Source organism: Blastopirellula marina (genome assembly GCF_002967765.1).
GTDB lineage: Bacteria > Planctomycetota > Planctomycetia > Pirellulales > Pirellulaceae > Bremerella > Bremerella marina_A.
Map to the genome: position 1 here is coordinate 587281 of NZ_PUHY01000012.1, position 20750 is coordinate 608030.

General features: G+C 52.2%; 16 protein-coding genes. 11 read left to right on the plus strand and 5 right to left on the minus strand.

The window, feature by feature from the left end:
- Positions 1-24 precede the first annotated feature (24 nt).
- Complete coding sequence (locus C5Y83_RS18815; protein ID WP_146117826.1) at positions 25-645, plus strand: hypothetical protein; 621 nt, start codon at positions 25-27, stop codon at positions 643-645.
- Positions 646-955: 310 nt separating this feature from the next.
- Here the strand turns inward: C5Y83_RS18815 and C5Y83_RS18820 are convergent, their stop codons facing one another.
- Together C5Y83_RS18820 and C5Y83_RS18825 are read right to left on the minus strand one after the other, a co-directional pair.
- A complete protein-coding gene (locus C5Y83_RS18820) occupies positions 956-1300 on the minus strand; it encodes a DUF3307 domain-containing protein (protein ID WP_105331296.1) in 345 nt (114 codons plus the stop codon).
- A 22-nt stretch (positions 1301-1322) separates the two neighbouring features.
- On the minus strand, positions 1323-1631 hold the full coding sequence (locus C5Y83_RS18825) for a hypothetical protein (protein WP_146117827.1): 309 nt from the start codon (positions 1629-1631) through the stop codon (positions 1323-1325).
- A gap of 395 nt (positions 1632-2026) precedes the next feature.
- On the opposite strand from C5Y83_RS18825, the gene C5Y83_RS18835 reads away from it, so the two are divergent.
- A complete protein-coding gene (locus C5Y83_RS18835) occupies positions 2027-3913 on the plus strand; it encodes a thioredoxin domain-containing protein (protein WP_105331299.1) in 1887 nt (628 codons plus the stop codon).
- Positions 3914-4172: 259 nt separating this feature from the next.
- Here C5Y83_RS18835 and C5Y83_RS18840 read toward each other — a convergent pair whose 3' ends face one another.
- Entirely contained in the window at positions 4173-4910 is a 738-nt protein-coding gene (locus tag C5Y83_RS18840) for a hypothetical protein (RefSeq protein WP_146117828.1), read from the minus strand.
- A 616-nt stretch (positions 4911-5526) separates the two neighbouring features.
- On the opposite strand from C5Y83_RS18840, the gene C5Y83_RS18845 reads away from it, so the two are divergent.
- The gene (locus C5Y83_RS18845) at positions 5527-8052 is read left to right on the plus strand and encodes a prolyl oligopeptidase family serine peptidase (protein WP_146117829.1); all 2526 of its coding nucleotides are present in this window, start codon (positions 5527-5529) and stop codon (positions 8050-8052) included.
- A 211-nt stretch (positions 8053-8263) separates the two neighbouring features.
- Here the strand turns inward: C5Y83_RS18845 and C5Y83_RS18855 are convergent, their stop codons facing one another.
- On the minus strand, positions 8264-9034 hold the full coding sequence (locus tag C5Y83_RS18855) for a hypothetical protein (RefSeq protein WP_105331303.1): 771 nt from the start codon (positions 9032-9034) through the stop codon (positions 8264-8266).
- A 307-nt stretch (positions 9035-9341) separates the two neighbouring features.
- Between C5Y83_RS18855 and C5Y83_RS18860 the strand changes: the two genes are divergently transcribed.
- From C5Y83_RS18860 to C5Y83_RS18895, 8 genes are all read left to right on the plus strand, one after another.
- Positions 9342-10001: an ABC transporter ATP-binding protein gene (locus C5Y83_RS18860; protein ID WP_409994596.1), complete on the plus strand. Its 660-nt coding sequence runs from the start codon at positions 9342-9344 to the stop codon at positions 9999-10001.
- Positions 9998-12376: an ABC transporter permease gene (locus C5Y83_RS18865; RefSeq protein WP_105331305.1), complete on the plus strand. Its 2379-nt coding sequence runs from the start codon at positions 9998-10000 to the stop codon at positions 12374-12376. Before C5Y83_RS18860 ends, C5Y83_RS18865 begins: the two co-directional genes overlap by 4 nt.
- 26 nt (positions 12377-12402) lie before the next feature.
- Entirely contained in the window at positions 12403-13773 is a 1371-nt protein-coding gene (locus tag C5Y83_RS18870) for an efflux RND transporter periplasmic adaptor subunit (RefSeq protein WP_105331306.1), read from the plus strand.
- A gap of 441 nt (positions 13774-14214) precedes the next feature.
- Positions 14215-15363 carry a GNAT family N-acetyltransferase gene (locus C5Y83_RS18875; RefSeq protein ID WP_105331307.1) on the plus strand — a complete coding sequence of 383 codons (1149 nt, stop codon included), beginning with the start codon at positions 14215-14217 and terminating at the stop codon, positions 15361-15363.
- Between the two features lie 143 nt (positions 15364-15506).
- Entirely contained in the window at positions 15507-15728 is a 222-nt protein-coding gene (infA, locus tag C5Y83_RS18880) for a translation initiation factor IF-1 (RefSeq protein WP_105331308.1), read from the plus strand.
- Positions 15729-16193: 465 nt separating this feature from the next.
- On the plus strand, positions 16194-17885 hold the full coding sequence (locus C5Y83_RS18885) for a hypothetical protein (protein ID WP_105331309.1): 1692 nt from the start codon (positions 16194-16196) through the stop codon (positions 17883-17885).
- Between the two features lie 142 nt (positions 17886-18027).
- Complete coding sequence (gene lysA, locus C5Y83_RS18890; protein ID WP_105331912.1) at positions 18028-19290, plus strand: diaminopimelate decarboxylase; 1263 nt, start codon at positions 18028-18030, stop codon at positions 19288-19290.
- Positions 19291-19317: 27 nt separating this feature from the next.
- Positions 19318-19827, plus strand: coding sequence for a class IV adenylate cyclase (locus tag C5Y83_RS18895; RefSeq protein ID WP_105331310.1), 510 nt, complete (start codon positions 19318-19320; stop codon positions 19825-19827).
- 27 nt (positions 19828-19854) lie between these two features.
- On the opposite strand, the gene C5Y83_RS18900 is transcribed toward C5Y83_RS18895, so the two are convergent.
- Entirely contained in the window at positions 19855-20739 is an 885-nt protein-coding gene (locus C5Y83_RS18900) for a LysR family transcriptional regulator (RefSeq protein WP_105331311.1), read from the minus strand.
- Positions 20740-20750 lie beyond the last annotated feature (11 nt).

Genomic DNA, 20750 nt, shown 5'->3' on the forward strand with positions numbered 1-20750 from the left:
ATCGTTCGGCAAGGATTTTTAACCGTGCGACGTGTCACCATTGCGATCGGATTGATCTTCCTCGCCGGAATAGCTGCGATGACGGCAACAGTCTTCACGCCCCAAGAATCGAGCGTTCCGAAACGAGCGAAACGCCCGCCTTCGGCGCCAGGTATGATCCCAATTCCGCTTTCCGACGAGAATGGTGACTACGCTTACCTTGTGGACTACCAACTCGCCTATGTCCCAGCTACCGACGATGAAGAAGCTCAGCTCGTGGCCGTGTTGTCTAACACAAGTGATCAGTCGATGGCAATCATGATCAACTCAAAACGCTTGCACGCTTCGTTCCACTTCACGCGACCAGATGGAACGAAAATCGAAGCTTATCCGAGTCAGTACTATCGCATGATGATGACGGCCCAGTGGATTGATCCGCCCTGTCAACTCGATCCGCTAGATCAGATCATTTGGCGGATACCACTCTCGGATTTAGTACCCCATCTAACGAAAATCGATGGTCCCTTAACAGAGGAGACCATCGCGGGTTCAAAGGTTCAAAGCGAGATCGGTTTAAGTGTCGTTCCTGGTCCAGGGATCTCGATCCCCTACGAAAAGGTCAAATCGGATCCGATAACTATTCCTGGCGGAGATCGCCAGCGCTAGTCATAACTTTGTGACGACAAGATCTGCTGGTCGTAGTGGTAGCGTTTTTCTTGCATCGTTTCACCGCCACCTGAGTAGGCACTGCCAAACGCTCCGAATAGCAAGTCCGACACCGCACACCCAGTGCAGGATGCAATCAGGACTATACCGATAAGCCGTGAGATTTGCTACACAAGATCACCAAGCTTTGCCAGTAGATGGTGGAACTCTGCCATCGATCACATTGGTCGATAGACGATGAACTCCCGTTACTACCGAAATGGGGGAAACGACGCAATACGTTCGGCGGACCAGCGCCGCTAGCAAGCGGTCATCCAGCGTAGAAGTAATAGAACGTCATCCACAAGCACACGAAGTGCAGATACTGATCGAAGCCCACGGTCGCGAAGAAGGCATGCATGTTCTGCCGCTTGTAAAAGTACGACGTGATACGGCTGGTAATAAAATCGACCACAAAGTGCAGTACGCCGTTGGCCACGGCAAATTCGACCCCGGGAAAGAAACCGAGCAGGGGCAAGCAGCAAACACCAAGAACCGCCGTATAGGTGCCAACATGCGCCGAGAGTGCCCCAAGGTGCGAGCTTTTATTCTCGGCCATCCACCGGCTTTGGCAGAGAAAGTCGGCAACCCAGTGGATGAGCATCACATAGAGCATGTTTTGACTTCGCTGATATTGCTTAGGGAGCAAATCCTAGTCTAGCTTCCTCTTCCTCGGCAATGAACGGTCCACGAGGTGTCAACATCATGTAGTTCACTGGGGGACTGATCGATGCGGGAATGCTTTCCCAGCCATCGCTAGACAGGCGACAAAGCCGCCGGACTTTGCTTGAGATTTGGTGATGACCGTAAACCATGCGGGGAAGGCCAAAACTGTAAACAATAGTTGGGACACCATGCAGGTCGGGCAAGTTCTCGGCTGCCAACAAATTTTGCGTCGGTAAGCAAGCCAGCAGGATCGCAAGCGTCGCTAGACTTCGTGCCATCATTCTTACTCCATTGGTAAATCAGGTGCATTCGCTTGAAGGCTACCAAAGGCTGTCGAACCGAAACAATCGCAATTAACGCCGTCCCAGAAAAGCAAACGAACGAAGCAAACCACAATTTGGACAGCGAAAGGTATCGATCAAGTCTCCATTTTCAATGCCGATCGCGTGAATTCCACACGACCAGAACGTTGCATCCCCCGAAATCCAACGATCCTGATAAGCACCATGATTCGAGCGATCAGGAACAAATCCTTTGATCATCCTGACGGCACAATCGGGGCATTTGATCTCTCGTTCCATGTTCTCCTTCTCCCAATACTCGCTTTACGGTCGGGAATCGCCTATTCTCAAGGGAATCATCCCCTCTCGGGCTTCCCACCTTAAGGCCAACCTTCATGAAAATATTCGCTTGCCTGATTCCTTTCTTGGCAATATTCGCCGCCGCTTCCGCCCTTGCTCAAGAGGCACCCACTAAGAACCGTTTGCGGTTAGAGACGAGTGCCTATTTGCAAATGCATGCCGAGAATCCGGTCGATTGGTATCCGTGGGGCGAAGAGGCCCTGGCCAAAGCGAAGATGGAGAACAAGCCGATTTTCGTTTCCATCGGTTACGCCAGTTGTCATTGGTGTCACGTAATGGAAAAAGAGAGCTTCTCAGATCCGAAGATCGCTGAGTTTCTCAACGAGCACTTCGTGTGTGTTAAGGTGGATCGCGAAGAACGTCCGGATGTCGATGCCGTTTACATGCTGGCCGTTCAAGTCATGTCTCGTAGTGGCGGATGGCCACTCAATGTTTTTCTCACGCCTGAGGGAAAACCATTCTTTGGAACGACCTATCTTCCACCGGAAGACCGCGAAGTCGAATTACCCGACAATCAGGGAGTCGGCCTGGTGCCCGGATTTTTGACGCTCGCTAAGCGAATCGCGCAGGTGTGGGAAACACAGCCGCAGCAACTAACGGACGCCGGCGACGCGATCACCCGCGCGCTGAAGCAAGTCATGGGACGCCCGTTGCTTCCGCCTGACTTGGCTGAGCACGATTCGATTCTGCGGACCTTTGACGAACAGCTTGAGGACGAATTCGATCCACGTTTCGGTGGGTTCGACTTCGACGAAGGTAATGCCGACATTCCCAAGTTTCCGCAGCCTTCCTACTTGAAGTATCTTGAGCGACGACAAGCAGCTGGCGATGCGGCAGCAGGTAACATGTTGAAGTTAACGCTCGAAAAGATGGCCGCTGGTGGGATTCATGATCAAATCGCGGGCGGCTTCCATCGCTACAGCACTGATCGACATTGGAAGATCCCCCACTTCGAGAAAATGCTTTACGACAACGCTCAGCTGTTACCTATCTACGCGACCGCCTCGAAGACATTCAGCGAGCCGAAGTTCGCAGACGTTGCCCGCGACATCGCAGACTTCATACTTGCGGACATGACCGGTCCAGACGGGCAGTTCTACAGCGCGCTTGATGCAGACTCGGATGGCGAAGAAGGGGCTTACTATCGCTTTACTTCGGAAGAACTGCAGAACGAGTTGACTGTCGATCAGTTGCGTCTGGCAGAACAGGCGTTCGGCATGACCGGCGACCCTAACTTTGACGAGAAGTATTATGTCCCGCAGTTCCACGGTGCCGCAGAGACCGACAAGCTCGATCAGTTGAAGACCGCCTTGCTCATCCTTCGCAAGAAGCGAAATCCACCATTCCTGGATAAGAAGGTGATCACTAGTTGGAACGGGCTCATGATCACAGGGCTGGCCAGGGCAGGGGAGAGCCTCAACGAACCTCGCTACATCGAAGCCGCTGCGAAGGCTGCCGACCATTTGCTAAGAACGGCCTGCTCGGAGGAAGGACGTCTGCGCCGCACACCCGACACCAAGTCCGAACATCCAGGAGCCTACGTCGATGACTATGCCATGTTCATTGAAGGGCTACTGGCCCTTCACGAAGCAACTGATGAGCAGCGTTGGCTTGACGAGGCAGTGAAATTGCAGGCGACCCAACAAGCGCACTTCGCCGATGAGACAGGCGGAGGGTATTTCTTCACCCCGGACGACAACTCGAACTTGATTGTCCGAGGCAAACTATTTTCAGATAGTGCTCTGCCGTCTGGAAACGCCGTCTCCGTCAGTAATTTGAAAACACTCGCCAAGCTAGTTCCCGAAGAAGCAAAGAAGTATAACTCTCTGGCCGAGAAGACGCTTGAAGCCAGCGCTCAGTTGCTCAACACGCAGCCCAATAGCACAGCCCGTATGGCGGCCGAGTTGATTCGTCCTGAATGATCACGAACGATTCTAACCCGTTTGAAACGCCAAGTTCTACGGTCGAGGATGTGCCAAACGATGTTTCGCATCTCAGCCCCTTTACTGGTCGAAGAAGCGCAATTCGACATTCCCCGATCGGTAGCTCTACCGAAGCCTAACCGATTTGTTGGCTTGGTTTCTATCTCTGGTCTCATGGATGATCTATCGTTCTTCAAGAGCAATCAACACTCGTACTCCGGCTGTGTTCAAGTTCACGAATTTATCGTTATCGCTGTTGTCAAACGAATCCAAAATGATTCATCCCCAGGAATATGAAGGAGGGAATATAGAACTGAGCGGTCACGACAACGCCTAGCCAGTGCAGCAAGTCTCGACGCTCGTCGGTAGTCAGTTTGTCGTAGACCGCTAGGCCAATGAGAAGAAAGAATGTGAATAGAATGCCTGCCAGGTATGCCGTCGTGAACCAATCGAAGTCAACGAGCATGAAGTTTGAGTCGCTCAGCAGCAAAACCAACTGCAGGATGGTAACACCATACAAGAAGCAAATGGCAACGAGGTAGCTACGCCAGATCATGCGCACCGGCAGCAAACAACCCGTAACGACGATCGCGATCATGACGACAAATTGTTCTATCAACGGAATATAAAACTGCCAACTTGTGTTCTCTGGTGGAAACGCGACGAAATAACCGGAATCAATCACTAACGATTTCAACGTCGAAACGATGTAGAGAATTCCCGCCACACCTTGAAGGCAAAGCAGCCAATGCCCGGGCTGAAAAATGGTCGGCTTGCGACGAAGTCTTCGCATGCCAAAGAGAAACAACGCCGTTAATCCGACTGGATAGGCAAGCAGCACAGGAATCAGCAGCAGTATCGCTGTAAAGTTGTTCTGCCAGATCAGCTGAAATGAATTTTGACTGACCGCGCAGAATAGGCCAGTACAGCTCATCCATACGAACAAGTCGATTAGGGAAATGCGGATCCGACCGTCTGATTGTTTAACTTCATCCATGATTGGCATCCTGAAGCAGAATTAAAATCTGTATTCCATCAAGTCACCCTCTGCCCATATCCAGGCGGGAATTTAGAACAGCGTGCAAACCGCCACCCCGAAGCAAGCACGCTTTCCACAAGCCAACATCCGCCGTAGATCGCCTACACTAACCCGCTGACGCATAGCAACCAATAGTCGGGTGTAAGTTCGCTTCGCTTTTCGCGAAAGTAGCCCGCACGCGCAAGAAGAATGGTTGAGGTCCACGCGGACTTGATTCGCAACGACTTCGGCATGAATAGTATGACATAGAAACTATCTATTTCTTCGCTGCGAAACGCGGTGGCCCAAATCATCGAAACCAGGCAAGCCAAGCTTACTCAAATAAACAAATCGACCAGCGAAAGCTGGATCGACGAGTTTTCTTGCACGTGAATGGTTCCCATCCGGCCTCCTCAAAGTGGCAATAAGCTCCCCCAGCATGGCAAACTTTTGTGCTTATTTCCACATTTGCGTGTAGAAAAAAGACAACCCAAGAAACTTATGTTTGGGGAACCTACGAAAGTGATTGCTCCCGAGGATTTCGCTTTTATGATGGAATTGCCCCAGACAATTCCTTTGCCAGTAAGACTTGAAAATGATGTATTTTTTCCGCTATCTGCTGACTACCTTTTTCCTGTTTGCTTCGGCCGCGTCACTGCTGGCCCAAGGGTCGGCGGAAGATTACCGGCGCATGGAAGAAGTCGCCAAGGCGGCTCGCGGCAAAGTTTTCCGCGACGACGTCGTCCCGCATTGGTTCCATGAGAACAATCACTTCTGGTATCGGGTGAACACTGGGCCGCGCCAACACGAGTTTGTGCTGGTCGACACCGAAGCAGGCAAACGCGAGGCCGCGTTCGATCATGCCGAGCTCGCCAAGCAGCTTTCAGAAGAGCTGAAGCGTCCCATCGATTCCGAGGTTCTTCCATTTCAAGCAATTGCTTTTTCCGACGACTTAACATCGGTTCTCTTTCGAGTCGGCAATCAGAACTATGAGTTCGATCGAGCGAATTCTGAGCTTACAAAAGCAGAAGGCACAAAAAACGCACCGACGAACGACCAAGTCGGTCGGCGTCCCTATCCTTCGATTGATAAAGGAGGTGAGGTCGAGTTGATCGTGGCCAATAGCTCGCCAGATGCAATTCGTGTCTTTTGGATCGATCGTGATGGTCGGCCTCGCTTCTACGAGGATTTGGATGCGAACGACGAATACAAACATCGTACATTCGTGGGACATGTTTGGATGATCATGAATAAACAAGGCCAGGCAATGGCCATTCACGAGGCGTCTGATGGGGACAATCGATTGACCGTCGACGGCAAGACGGTCTGGGATCTTCCTCACCGAGGTCGCGGTCGTGGCAATTTCCAAGGTTCCCGTCGCAGTGGCCGTACTTCGCCTGATGGCCAATGGACGGCTTCGATCGAAGATCACAACTTAGTGGTGCGGAACACCAATACCGATGAGAGCACGCGTCTGACCGAAGACGGAACGAAGGAGAAGTATCTGAATGATCGGTTCTACTGGTCGCCTGATTCACGCTACTTGATCGCCATGCAGGTTACTCCAGGGGACGATCGACACATCTACATGGTCGAGTCTTCCCCGAAGGATCAATTGCAACCCAAGCTCCACGACTACAGCTACGCGAAGCCAGGCGACAAGCTCGCTATCGATCGCCCCAGATTGTTCGATCTAGAAAAAGGGGAAGAGATCCCCGTCGACAACAGCCTGTTCGAGAACCCTTGGAGCCTTTCTCGTTTGCATTGGACCGAGGATAGCGGCGAGTTTCGATTTCTCTTCAACCAACGAGGGCATCAGGTAATGCGTCTGCTGGCGATCCAGCCTGACGGAACCGTTCGGACGCTGATCGACGAAGTAAGCAAAACGTTTATCGATTACACCAACAAAGTCCACTTGGAGGAACTAGAAGATACCGGCGAACTAATTTGGATGTCGGAACGTAGCGGGTGGAACCATCTGTACTTAATCGATGCGAAGTCGACTGAAGTGAAGAACCCTATCACAAGCGGTGAATGGGTTGTACGCGATGTCGAACAAGTTGATCTTAAGAATCGTCAGATTTGGTTTACAGCCGGCGGGATCATTCCCGGACAAGATCCCTACTACCTCCATCATTGTCGCGTTAACTTCGACGGCACTGGACTGACAATGCTCACTGAAGGAGATGGTACGCATCGCATTGATTACTCGCCGGATCGCCGCTACTTGATTGATAAGTATTCCCGGGTCGACATGCCTGCAGTGACAACGCTGCGAAAGGTCGAAGATGGCTCGCTCGTTTGCGAACTTGAGAAAGCAGATCACTCAGCTCTCGTCGAAACGGGTTGGAAACCGACCGAACGATTCACAGCAAAAGCCCGCGACGGTGAAACCGATATTTACGGTGTGATTTACTTCCCGACTAATCATGACCCAGCCAAGAAGTATCCGGTGATTGAGTACATATATGCGGGGCCGCATGGCGCTTTCGTTCCCAAGCAGTTTTCTCCGCGTAGCCAATGTCGTGAGATGGCCGAACTTGGCTTCATCGTCGTCCAGATCGACGGTATGGGAACCAACTATCGTAGCAAGGCTTTTCAAGATGTTTGCTGGAAGAACCTGGCCGATAGCGGATTCCCAGATCGCATCTTGTGGATGCAGGCAGCGGCTAAGAAGTTTCCGAGTATGAATCTCGAAAAGGTCGGTATCTATGGAGGATCGGCAGGCGGGCAAAGCGCTTTGGGTGCGATGCTTTCACACGGTGACTTCTATGACGCTGCTGTTGCAGATTGCGGCTGCCACGATAACCGAATGGACAAGATCTGGTGGAACGAACAATGGATGGGTTGGCCAATCGACAAACATTACGAAGAGCAGTCGAACGTCACCAACGCTGATAAGCTGGAAGGTGATTTGTTCCTAATCGTCGGCGAACTCGATACGAATGTCGACCCAGCAAGCACCATGCAAGTTGTCAATGCCCTCGTCAAAGCCAACAAAGATTTCGACCTGCTCATCGTGCCGGGTGCTGGCCACGGAATCGGTAGCGGCAGCTACGGCATGAGAAGAACGCGAGACTTCTTCGTCCGAAAGCTGCATGGTGTGGAACCTCGGCGTTAAGTTCGAGGGAAACCACACATCGCCGGTCAGTTCCGTGATACTGTTTTGTATGGTGCCAACGCCAAGCTTAGTTTTCGCTATGCCGGTCATTCTCGCACTGCAAGGCTACCTCGCAGCCGTTCTGTACTCATTCGATTACGTACTCCGCTGTTTCGGTATCTCGTTCGTCGAAACAATTGATGGAAGTGACAGTTCCCAAGGGAAACGCATTTCACTGTCTTGAAGTCAACCACACAATCGTCATCAAGTACGGCTGTAAGATTAGAAGCCCCCAAGCTGCGACACCTGTCCAGTGCATCCAATCGCGCTCTTGCTTGCTGATGAATGCATCCCACAAAGGGACGATAAGGATAAGCAGGGGCCCAGCGAGAGCGATGACCCCTAATATCCACGTTAAAGCCATCGTCACGTCGCTTCCGAATGGGAATTGACTCGTCCCGTTAAACACGACGTAAATCTGCATCCCGAGCGAGAACGAACGAGTAATCGCTTCCGGGAGGACAACAATGGCCCAAACGCGCGGCAAGGAAGCGAACCACACCACGCCCCACATTGCCAGTATCGAGGCAACCGAAAGAATCAAGCGAACGTTCTCTTGAAGCCAAAGTCCCGTCGATGCGGGGAGTGGATCGACCTGCCAAAAGAACAACTGCAATAGCTTTGTTAAGATTGGCACAAGTCCGACAAAGCCCACCAAACACAGCAGCCAGTGCCCCGGCTGCCACGGGATTCTTCGACCTTGTTGCCACCACCACGCCCGTAGCCCCAAACCGCTCAAACCAGCACTCCACGTCGCAAGCTGCATTCCCATCAAGGATTGCCATAACACTTCGCGCCCCATGAGCCCCGTCTGCCGCCAAAACTCGAAAAGTACCGCACAGATTGCCACCCAAGCCAGCAACATCATCAAGGTAAACGGTGGGATGCGATTGGTTTCGGTCGCCGCGGCAGTTGTTTGTTCGTCCTGATCTTCGCTATTCAAAAATTCAACTCCGCATGTTTGTTTTTAAAGGTATTCGCAGGAGGTCTTCATCTGTTAGGTAACCGCCCAGGAAATTTCAACTCCAGGGGATAACACCCCAAAAATCGACTATCATAGATTTCATACCCATGAGGTATGCTTCTTACGAGTTACCACCGCAACCGCGAATTGACACGCACGGGTTGTAACAATTGCACCGCCTCCTCCAGCCCCACTTGGTGGAATGAACGACGAGGAACTGTCCGACGAGAGTGACCTACCCAGGAGCCCTGTGCTTCAGGTTCGCGATGTCAATCGTACGTTCACGATGGGAGAGGTCAAAGTGGAAGTGCTCCACGACCTTTCGTTCAATATCTACGATGGTGAAGTCTTGGCGATGGTTGGTCCGAGTGGCTCCGGCAAATCGACCATCTTGAACCTGATCGGTGGACTCGATCAACCGACGGCGGGACAAATTGAATTTGAGGGGAGCGATCTGGCCAAGTACTCGTCGAATCAGCTCACACGATATCGCCGCAAGCACGTCGGCTTCGTTTTTCAATTCTATAACCTCGTCCCCAATCTCACCGCGTTAGAGAATGTTCTGGCCGCGGCGCAACTAGCCGATAAGCCGCTCGACTCGGAAGAAATGCTCGCCAAAGTTGGTCTGGCCGAGCGGATGGATCATTTCCCGTCGCAACTTTCCGGAGGCGAACAACAACGCGTCGCGATCGCCCGGGCCGTGGTTAAGAACCCGAAGCTCCTGTTGTGCGATGAACCAACTGGTGCTTTGGACTTTACAACCGGCATCAGCGCGCTGGAACTGCTCCTGGAATTCAACCGAGATCTCGGTACGACCATTCTTATCATCACGCACAATACCGCATTGGCCGATGTCGCCCATCGTGTGATCCATCTGCGAAGCGGTGAGATTGTCAGTGTGCAAGAGAACGCCCATCCCAAGCCTCCAGCGGAGGTCGTCTGGTGAGCATTCTCAACCGGAAACTACTGCGCGATCTCAGCGCGGCGCGCGGTTTGTTGATCGCCATCATCAGTATCATGATGCTCGGCACCGGTTTGCTTGTCGGTATGCAATCGACCTTCTACAACATGCAGGCCGCCAAAGATAGGTATTATCGCGAATGCCGCATGGCCGATTTTTGGATTGACCTGAAGAAGGCGCCCCTTGCCGAGCTCGACGTCCTCCACGACATCCCTGGGATTCGAAATTGGCGGGATCGAATTCAATTCCCAGTCACCGTCGATGTCCAGCAACGCGTCCGACCTTTGAACGGTATGGTCATCTCGATGCCTGATCTGCGTCAGCCGGTGACCAATGACATTGTATTGATTCGTGGCGACTACTTCTCCGATCGAGGTGAACCGGAAGTAATCATCAACGATAAATTTGCCGAAGCAAATCGATTGTACCCTGGGCAGAAACTGCATCTCCTACTAAACAATCGCCGCGAAGAATTCTTGATCGTGGGAACGGCGATCAGCGCAGAATTCACCTATTTAATTGGACCGGGAAGCTTAACGCCTGATCCGGAAAACTTCGGCGTCTTTTATCTGCCGCGAAGACAAATGGAAGAACTGTTCGACTTTGAAGGGGCAGCGAACCAAGTCGTTGGACATTTCACACCTGGAATGGAAGGGGATCGCCAAGCGGTACTCGACTTGGTGGAACGTCGTTTGGAATCGTCCGGCTTTATCAGCTCGACTTTGCTAAAGGATTTCACTTCAAACTACTTCGTCAGCAACGAAATCAATCAGCTCAGCAACATGGCGACCGTTCTGCCAGCCATGTTTTTGGTAGTGGCGGCATTGATCCTTAATGTGCTAATGACGCGTTTGGCTCGACAACAACGAACAACGATCGGTACGCTCAAAGCCATTGGCTATAGCGACGCGACTATCTTCTGGCATTTTCTCAAATTCGGCGCGGTAGTCGGTCTGGTCGCTGGCATTTTTGCGAGTGGACTTGGAATGCTGCTGACCTGGGGCATGTTGACCCAATACCAACAGTTCTTTCAATTCCCAGATCTACGAAACGATCTTTTCGTCCAGACACACTTGATTGGCTGGAGCGTCAGTATTGTATGCGCGATGCTAGGCAGCGTTTATGGTGCGCGGCAGATGTTACTCTTGCAACCGGCCGAAGCGATGCGACCAGAGCCTCCGGCGAAAGGAGGCCGCGTTCTGTTGGAGCGTATCACACTGGTCTGGGATCAACTGTCGCCGGGCTGGCGAGTTGCGATTCGTTCGATGATCCGCCATCGCTCTCGAACGGCAATCGCGCTGTTCGCAGGAACCGTCGGAGCCGGGATTCTGGTAAGCGGTTTGATGATGATGGAAGCGACGGAATACTTCATTCGAGACGAATTTGAACGCCGCAATCGTAGCGATATCGAGTTAACGTTCAAGGATGCTCTCGACCGCCAGGCCTGGTACGATCTTTCTCACTTGCCTGGCGTCGATCTGGTAGAGCCCCAGTTCAATCTGGCTTGCGATTTTGTGAACGGCCCTTACAAGCGCCAAGGCGCGATTAACGGAATTCTAGGTGACGCCCAACTAACCGTTCCGACCGATAAACAGAATCGCCGAATCTCGATTCCTAGTGTTGGCCTGGTGATGGAACGTCGCCTGGCAGATCACCTCCATATCAGCGTAGGGGACATGCTTGAAGTGCGACCTAAGTCGGGTCGCCGCGAACCACTGCACGTTCCGTTAGCGGCGATTAGCGATAGTCAGTTCGGCTTGAGTGTTTATTCCGACATGCAGTATCTCTGCCGCATTCGAGGCGAGTCGTTCGCGATGAGTGGTGCGCAGCTCAAGATTAATCAGACTGAGGACGCGCAGCGAGAGCTTTACCTCTCCCTCAAACAAATGCCCGCCATGGAGGCTATCAGTTCGCGTTTAGAATTGATAAAGAACATGCGCGAAACGATTATTCAAAATCAGAACATTTCAATCGCGATCATCGTGGTATTCGCTGGCACGATCTTCTTCGGTAACGTCCTCAATGCTTCGTTGGTGAATCTTTCCGAGAGGCAGCGCGAGGTTGCCACAATGGGCGCCATGGGGTACACGCGGTGGGAAATTGGCATGCTTTTTTTGCGAGAAAGCCTCGTCATCAATAGTGTAGGTGCCGTCCTTGGTCTGCCAGTTGGTTACTTCCTGATTCATTTAATGGTTCAAATGATCGATCAGGACTTGGTTCGATTTCCCGTTGTCACAGCGCCATGGATATGGATTTCGGCGGTCGTCACAGCTCTCTCGTTCACGCTGTTGGCTCACGCCGTGGTTCAGTGGCAGATCCATCGCATGAATTGGCTCGACTCGTTAAAGGTGCGTGAATAGTTCCACGTTCCAGGAAAATTTTTGTCATGTTCAAAACCATTGCCATCGGTGTCGCCATCGTGCTTGTCGGAGGACTGCTCTATTTCCTTCTGCGCGACGGCGGCCCTCAAGTCGACGTCGTTACTGCCACCGAAAGACCCATTCAAGAATATGTGGACGAACAAGGGAAGACGCGACTTCCTCGCATCTACAAGATATCGATGCCGTTCGCCGCTCGGATTGGTGAGATCACCTTGGAAGAAGGAGACCAAGTCAAAGCTGGTCAACTGGTCGCCCAGATCGTGCAGGAAGATGTCGAAGCGGAGCATGCCGAAGCGAAAGCGGCCGTCGAGCGATTGACCGCTTCAATTCGCGAATCGGCCGACAAAACTGTCGAGAACACCACGAAACAACAAGCGGAGTATTTTGTCCAGTCGATGGTCAACACGGTCGAAGCCGCCAAGACACAGATGACCGCCAGCCGTTCGCGTTTTGAATATGCGACGACCTTCTTAGAACGTGTACGAAAACTCATCCCGCAGGGAGCGAAAACGGAAGATGACCTCGACCGCGCTCAACTGCAAAAAGTCGAAAACGAAACCGAGTTTCAAACCGATGCGCTCACCTATCAAGCGATCCTATCGATCGATGCGGCGACGAAACTGTTGCCAAGCATGGTAAGCCAATACATCGATCGCAAAGACTTATCGGTCGCCGTACTGCAGCAAGAGAAAGCAGAAGCTGAAGCACGCCTACGAACCGCCGAACTTCGACTCGCTCGGTCAAAAATGACCAGCCCAGTCAATGGCATCGTACTCAACAAGGAACTAACCAGCGAACAACAAGCAGCTGCTGGAACGTTACTCTTAGAAATCGGTCAGTTGGACCAGTTGGAGGTTGAAGCCGAAATCCTCAGCCAAGATGCAACACGGATAAAGCCAGGCAACCGTGCAGAAATCTACGGTCCTTCGCTTGGCAGAAAGGCAGGGGAGGGGATCGTGCTGACGGTAGATCGAGTCTATCCAACCGGGTTCACGAAAGTGAGCTCGCTGGGGGTGGAGCAGCAGCGTGTCCTGGTAATCTTACGGTTTGACTCTGACAAAATTCGCGAAGTGCTGGAACAACATGGGCTCGGAGTGGAATATCGTGTTCAAGTCAGGATCTACACTGAGGAGAAAGCTAGCGCTTTGGTCATTCCCCGTTCGGCGATATTCCGTGATTTGGCTGGAAATTGGCAAGCATATGTTGAATCGGGCGGACGGTTGCAACGTAGAGAATTGAAACTGGGTCTGATGAACGATTTGAATGTCGAGGTTCTCCAAGGCGTAGCACCAGGGGACCATCTACTAGTTTCACCGGAGTCCTCTCTGTCCGAGGGCGATTCCGTTACCGCCGTTGTGCGACCCCGGGAAGAGTGAGTCCAAAAAAAACCCCACAGACGGGGCAGAGCCTGTGGGGCCGATGCCGGTCATGCGAACATGACCGACCTCATTTCCAGTTTATACTGATTTAATCGGGTCGATTCCGAAATAGCAACTAGTTGGGACGGAATCTCAAGACGATTCTTGACTCGATCTTTCGCTTAAAACGAACCAAGAATATTGTCTTTCCACGATATTAGCATCCCATTATTGGCACATTTTTTATATTTTTCACGAAATACTACAAACCACCCGAAATTGCGGCCATTGTAACGCGTTGTCAACTTGAATGCTTTTATGGGGTAGGAAAGTTGCCGGTATTGTTGTCGAATATTGCGCGACGTAAAGTTCCGAAATCGGGCACAGCCTAAAATTTTACCTTATATGTGAAGGAATGGTGCTAGCATACGCCGGCACTCTCCAGAAAAGCGGAGACGGATGTCCTCGATCAGCATTGAACCAGTTGCCACGAAACGCCAACAAAACGAATTCATAGACTTTGCATGGACTTTATACCGAGAAGATCCCCTTTGGATTCCGCCGTTACGTCAAAACCTCAAAGAACTGGTTAACTTCGCTCACCATCCGTTCTATACCCGGAATAAGGTTCAATGCTTTTTGGCGCGGCGTGATGGGAAAGTCGTCGGCCGAATTGCCGCCATCTTAAATGTTGGCCATATCGAACGTTACGATGAAAAACGTGGCTTTTGGGGCTTCTTCGAGTCGGTAGACGATACGGAAGTCAGCGGTGCTCTGTTCGATGCGGTCAAAGCTTGGTTTGCCGAGCAAGGCATCCACAAGATGCGCGGACCAGCGAACCCTTCTTTAAATCACGAAGTCGGAACATTAGTCGAAGGATTCGATAGCTCGCCAGCGTTCATGATGACCTACAATCCGCCCTATTACGAGAAGCTGATTCTCGACTATGGGTACGAGAAAACTCAGGACCTTTATGCGTTCTGGGGGCATTTGAACATGCTGGAGGGGCTCGACCCTAAGTTGCAATTCATCGTTGACGAGGCGAAGAAACGGTTCAATCTGAAACTGCGAAGAATGGACCGTCGACGATTTAAGGAAGATGTCTACACATTCCTCGATATCTACAACCGATCGCTGGTCGGGACCTGGGGTTTTGTACCGATCGATAAGTCCGAAGTCGACAAAATGGCGGCCGATCTGAAACATCTACTCGTCCCCGAGTTGACATCCGTGTGCGAAGTCGACGGCGAGGTCATCGGATCGATGTTTGGGATGCTCGACTATAACCCGCGAATCAAGCAGATTGACGGTCGCCTGTTTCCGTTCGGCTTTTTCCGCCTATTGTGGAACAAAAAAGCCATCAAGAATATGCGTCTCATTTCGACCAATGTGGTGCCAGAATACCAACGGTGGGGCATCGGGCTCGTTATTTTGGAGCGTTTGGTTGCTGATTTACGTGCATGGGGCGTCGAAGAAGTCGAATTCTCTTGGGTCCTGGAAAGCAACCATCTTTCACGTGCCTCGCTCGAGCGAGGCGGGGCCAAGCGGTCCAAGACTTACCGCATGTACGACTATGCCCCGGCGGAAAAGGAAGGGACCACCCCCTAATAGCGACAGACTTTCTCCCTATTCGAACCCTTTTCGGCATGCAATCTGCGTTTGCGTTTAGGTAGCTTATCGATATACTAAAGCTGGGATAATTATGATTGTCCCCGACAACTGTTTACTAAGTTAAAATCCTTAGGAGTGTTATGTCTAAGAAAGAAGAGGCTCTCGAAGTCGAAGGCACAGTGACTCAAGCACTGGCCAACACGCGATTCCGCGTGCAGTTGGACGTTGGTCCGACGGTGATGGCCCACGTGGCCGGTAAAATGCGTAAGCACTTTATCCGTATCGTTCCAGGCGATCGGGTCCGAGTGGAACTGTCTCCCTACGATATGACCAAGGGACGAATCGTCTTCCGAGAGCGCTAAAGCTGGCGCCGCGAGAGTCCTTCTGCTCTCTCGCTTGTCCCACCGTTACGTGAAACCTGATGTAAGGTTGCGTTGTCAGAGACCACGGGGACACTTTCGACACAAGATCCTGGTACTGCGCGCTCGATCTCTTCGTGCTCCTTCGTGCGTGCAACCATTCTGGATTGGTAAAAGATGTGTCCTTGTTAAAAGGGATTTTGCATCTCGGATATCTGTCCAAGCGCGTTTTTTCCCTGGTTATTTGAAACCTTCCCGCCATTTCGCGGGTAGGTCTGGTGTGGCTATGCGCGCCGGTCCAGCGATTCCCACCCACTGCTTGGCTTCAGCCCCTTGGCTTCAACGGCGCCTCAGTCTGCGGTACATTTTAAGAATCGTCCCCCAATCGGGCAGCCAACCGTCAGGTATAGTTCCAGGTTGGATGGGATCACCAATCCAAGAATCAAAACCTCTCAGGAGACGGATGCAGTGAACACGTTGATTCAAAAGAGTCGCCTTGTCTTGGGTCGGCTCGTACTCGCCAGCATGATGCTCGTCGCCATGCCGCTGGCGATGCTTCAAGCTCAAGAAGCCGAGATGAAACCGGTAGCGGTTATTTCGATTTCGCCGGTTAAGAAAATTCTCGCCGACACCCAGTACTTGGCTGACGCCGCGAACCAAAGTGATTTCGGCCGCATGGCTGCGATCATGAGCGCACCATTCACCCAAGGCATCGATAAGACTCGCCCAATTGGTGTCGTGGTGATGACCGATGGTCAAGAGTTCGCTCCGACCGCTTTCATCCCCGTCACCGACATGGACTCGCTGTTGCTGATCATTAAGGAACAGTTCGGTCCTCCTCAAGACATGGGTAACGACGTCAAGATGCTTCCTACGCCGATGCCAGTCTTCGTCAAGAAGTCGGGCGACTGGGCATTCGTCGCGATGGACATGGATAAACTGTCCAACGTGCCAGCCGATCCAGCTGCCTTGCTGAAGACGCTGCCAACGGAATACGATTTCGCCATCCAGGCCTACCCTGGCAACGTGCCGGAAATCTATCAGAACGTCATCGTCTCGCAGATGAAAGCTGGCGTTGAGTTATCGCTCGAGCAAGAACCAGACGAAACTGACGAAGAATTCGCCGCTCGTAAGGAACAGATCAATGCTCAACTGAGCGAAATCAGCCGCATTTTCACTGAGGTTTCGGACCTGACGATCGGATGGAATGTCGACGCTTCGCAGCAAGGAACCTACCTCGACGTCAAATACACGGTCGTCGAAGGAAGCCAATTTGCTGAACAGTTGGCAATGAACGCAGACCTGACCACCGAGTTCAGTGGTTTCACGAAGAAGGGAGCTGCTTTTAACGCTCAGGCAACCTCCAAGACCCCAGAAGAACAAGCCGAAAAGTTGGCAACCCAGATCAACGACATTCGCGACCAAGCGATCCGTCAACTGGAAACCGAAGGCAAACTGCAGGGTGACGAACTGGAATCGGCAAAGAAGGTCGTTGACTTGATGATCGACACAGTCGTTCAAACGGTTCGCACCGGTAGCATGGATACCGGCATGATGGTCGATCTCGACGGTGGACAAGCTGTTGCCCTGATCGGCATGCATGTCGCTGACGGTAGCCGTGTTGAGGATGGGTTCAAAGAACTTGTTAAGTTGCTGGAATCGGAACCAGACTTCCCGGCCGTGAAGTGGGATGCCGAAACCTACCAGGCGATCCGTATGCACGTCATGGAAATCCCCACAGACGATGCGCCGCCACAAGCCAAGGAAATCCTGGGCGACAAGCCTGCATTCATTCTGGGTGTCGGTGAAAAGAGCGTTTATTTCGCATTCGGAAGCGATTCGATGACACGCTTGAAAAAGGCCATCGACGACTCGATTGCTGGTACCGATACCAAAGTCAACTTGGGCAAGGTGAGCATCGCATTGTTGCCAATTCTGAAGCTTGCTCAGAAATACGATGATAAGAATCCGGCTGCGATCAACGCCGCTGTCGAAGCATTGACGGCTGGCAACGATCAGATCCTGGTAACGAGCGAAGTGAATGGCTTGGAAACCCAGGCTCGCTTCCTGATCCAGGAAGGCGTGATCAAAGCCATTGGCGCTGGAGCCGCCGCTCAGAACGCCAATGAGTTCGACGCGAAAGAGGCTCCTGCTTTCTAAGCTGAGCTTTTCCTTAGCAATCCACATGGGGGGAGACCTTTTTCCGAAAAGGTCTCCCTTTTTTTGCGCCCGGTGGGCTAAATCCCGTGTCGCATTACAATAAAGTCACGTTTTATTGCCTGTTTCAACTATGGTTATCGACATGCCACAAGTCCCCACATTTTCGACCTCGCGTCAAGAGATCGCTGGCGTTAGCGTAACAGAGCTCGCCGCTGAATTTGGCACTCCTACCTACGTTTACGATGCCGCCAAAATCGTGGAACGTATCAACGACCTGGCTTCGTTCGATGTGGTTCGCTACGCTCAAAAAGCATGCTCGAATCTGGCTGTTTTGAAACTGGTTCGAGAGCACGGCGTAGTTGTCGATGCCGTGAGTGCCTGGGAAATTCGCCGAGCATTAGCTGCCGGCTATGACAAGCATGGCGATCCTCCACCGATCGTTTATACGGCCGATATCTTTGATCGCGAAGCCTTAGAGCTTTGTGTCGAACATGGACTGCACGTGAATTGTGGTTCGCCTGATATGATCCGTCAGCTTGGCGAAATGGCACCCGGCCGTGAGATCACCTTGCGTATCAACCCAGGTTTCGGGCATGGTCACAGCCAAAAGACCAACACGGGTGGTCAGCAGTCAAAGCACGGTATCTGGCACGAACAGTTGAGCAATTGCCTGATGTTGGCCGATGCCAATGGTCTGCAAATCACCGGGCTGCATATGCACATCGGCAGTGGAACAGACCTACATCATCTATCGCAAGTGTGCGATGCCATGGAAAAGGCTGCCCTGGAAGTTGGCCGCAGCATCAAGACCATCAGCGCCGGTGGCGGCCTACCAGTTCCTTACAACAGCGAGCAAACCTACGTCGATCTCGACAAATACTTCGAGCTGTGGGACGCTACCCGCAAGAATTTGGAAAAGGCGTTCGATCATTCGATCTCGCTCGAAATTGAACCAGGTCGCTACCTGTCGGCGGAAGCCGGTTATCTGATTGCCGAGATCCGCGCCGTGAAAGAGATGGGAACGAACCTCTTCTACGTCGCCGACGCTGGTTTCAACAACTTGGCGCGACCAATCATGTACGGTGCTTATCATCCGATCTCCTTGGCTCGCAAAGATGGCCAGGCACTCGAAGCCACGAACGACGTGATCGTCGGGGGACCACTTTGCGAGTCAGGCGATATCTTCACCCAGGAAGAAGGAGGCTTCGTCAGCGCTCGCAAACTGCCGCCAGCGACAATCGGCGATCTGCTGGTGATCGAATGTGCCGGAGCCTACGGCTACTGCATGAGCTCGAATTACAATTCGAAGCCACTTGCCGCAGAAGTGATGATCGAAGATGGCAAAGCCCGTGTGATCCGTCGCCGCCAGACGTTCGAGAGCTTTATTGCCGACGAAATGGTCTAGGCTTCACGACAATGAAGAATCGACATCATGGCTCGTAACACTGAAATCAAAGCCCGACTCACGCGACGATCCGACGTAGAAGATCGGATCGTTCCGTTAGCGGACTCGGGCCCAGTGGTACTCAAGCAAGTCGATCACTTCTATCGCGTGCCGGAAGGTCGCTTGAAGTTGCGGCAAATCAACGGCGAACATGCCGAGTTAATCTTCTATCGCCGCAGCGACCTAGCCGGGCCGAAGACATCGCACTACCGTCGCGTACCCATTATCCATCCTGAACAGTTGGGTCTTTTACTGACCGACGCCTTGCAGTTGATTGGAACCGTAAAGAAAACCCGCACGCTCTATTTGATCGGCCAGACTCGGATCCACTTGGATGAAGTAGAAGACCTGGGTTCCTATCTCGAATTAGAAGTCGTCCTGACCGACGATCAAGCTGAAGAAGAAGGTCAGGCGATCGCCTTTGACCTGATGAGTAAACTTGACATCACGGAAGACGACTTGGTGGAAGGCGCTTACTTCGATCATCTGAACGTATAATTCAACCGTTAATCAGGGCACGCAGTTTTAAGCCGTCGTATCTTCTCTTCGTAACATCTCCAACAATCGTGATTGCGGCGTCGTTACAGTTCGGTGGCGATTCCAAGCCGCGCAGATTGTGCGAAATGGTTGAAACTTCCGTATGGGCCGATAGACGATCGACTTATCATCTGGGTCGATCGCCATTTCGGGCAACAGCGAAATGCCAAGTCCCTGACGGATCATCTCTTGAATTGTAAATATCTGAGCACTCTCGCAAACGACGTTTGGCTGAAACTCTTGCTGTCGGCAGAAGCCTAAGATTTGTTCCCCAAGGCAGTGGACCTCATGCAATAGCACAAATCCTTCTTGACGAACTTGGTTAAATGCTACCGTCGGCTTTTCGGCCAAGGGATGGGACGGGGGCATCGCCACGAGCAGGGACTCACGAAAAAGTGGTTCCACTTCGAGTCGTGGATCTTCGATCGGCAAGGCCATGATGGCGACGTCGAGGGTTCCCTTCTGCAGTCGCGCCAGCAAGTGGTCTGTGTAATCCTCGACAATGGTTAAACAAACCTGCGGGAGCTCGTCACGAAAATGACAGACAATCTCGGGTAACAGGAAGGGAGCAATCGTCGGCAAGGCACCCAGGCGAAGCGAAATTGCCTCTGGCCCGTCGGGACGTTTGAACCATCCTTCGGCCGAATCAACTTCCTTCAAAATCCGTCGCGCTCGCGGAAGCAGTTCTTTTCCGGAATCGGTCAGCACCACGCTACGACCGAGCCGATCGAGCAGTCGCGTTCCCAGTTCGCGCTCCAGCTTCGCGATCTGTTGGCTGAGCGATGGTTGCGTCACATGGCACTGCTCGGCAGCACGGGTGAAATTCTCGAGTTCGGCAACCGCTACGAAGTAGCGTAGCTGATGAATTTCCATAGGTATCACTT

Bases quoted from the DNA above. Each gene is read 5' to 3' on its own strand.
- C5Y83_RS18820 (WP_105331296.1), bottom strand. From the start codon at position 1,300: ATGCTCTATGTGATGCTCATCCACTGGGTTGCCGACTTTCTCTGCCAA.
- C5Y83_RS18825 (WP_146117827.1), bottom strand. From the start codon at position 1,631: ATGATGGCACGAAGTCTAGCGACGCTTGCGATCCTGCTGGCTTGCTTA.
- C5Y83_RS18835 (WP_105331299.1), top strand. From the start codon at position 2,027: ATGAAAATATTCGCTTGCCTGATTCCTTTCTTGGCAATATTCGCCGCC.
- C5Y83_RS18840 (WP_146117828.1), bottom strand. From the start codon at position 4,910: ATGGATGAAGTTAAACAATCAGACGGTCGGATCCGCATTTCCCTAATC.
- C5Y83_RS18845 (WP_146117829.1), top strand. From the start codon at position 5,527: ATGATGTATTTTTTCCGCTATCTGCTGACTACCTTTTTCCTGTTTGCT.
- C5Y83_RS18860 (WP_409994596.1), top strand. From the start codon at position 9,342: ATGGGAGAGGTCAAAGTGGAAGTGCTCCACGACCTTTCGTTCAATATC.
- C5Y83_RS18870 (WP_105331306.1), top strand. From the start codon at position 12,403: ATGTTCAAAACCATTGCCATCGGTGTCGCCATCGTGCTTGTCGGAGGA.
- C5Y83_RS18875 (WP_105331307.1), top strand. From the start codon at position 14,215: ATGTCCTCGATCAGCATTGAACCAGTTGCCACGAAACGCCAACAAAAC.
- infA (WP_105331308.1), top strand. From the start codon at position 15,507: ATGTCTAAGAAAGAAGAGGCTCTCGAAGTCGAAGGCACAGTGACTCAA.
- lysA (WP_105331912.1), top strand. From the start codon at position 18,028: ATGCCACAAGTCCCCACATTTTCGACCTCGCGTCAAGAGATCGCTGGC.
- C5Y83_RS18895 (WP_105331310.1), top strand. From the start codon at position 19,318: ATGGCTCGTAACACTGAAATCAAAGCCCGACTCACGCGACGATCCGAC.
- C5Y83_RS18900 (WP_105331311.1), bottom strand. From the start codon at position 20,739: ATGGAAATTCATCAGCTACGCTACTTCGTAGCGGTTGCCGAACTCGAG.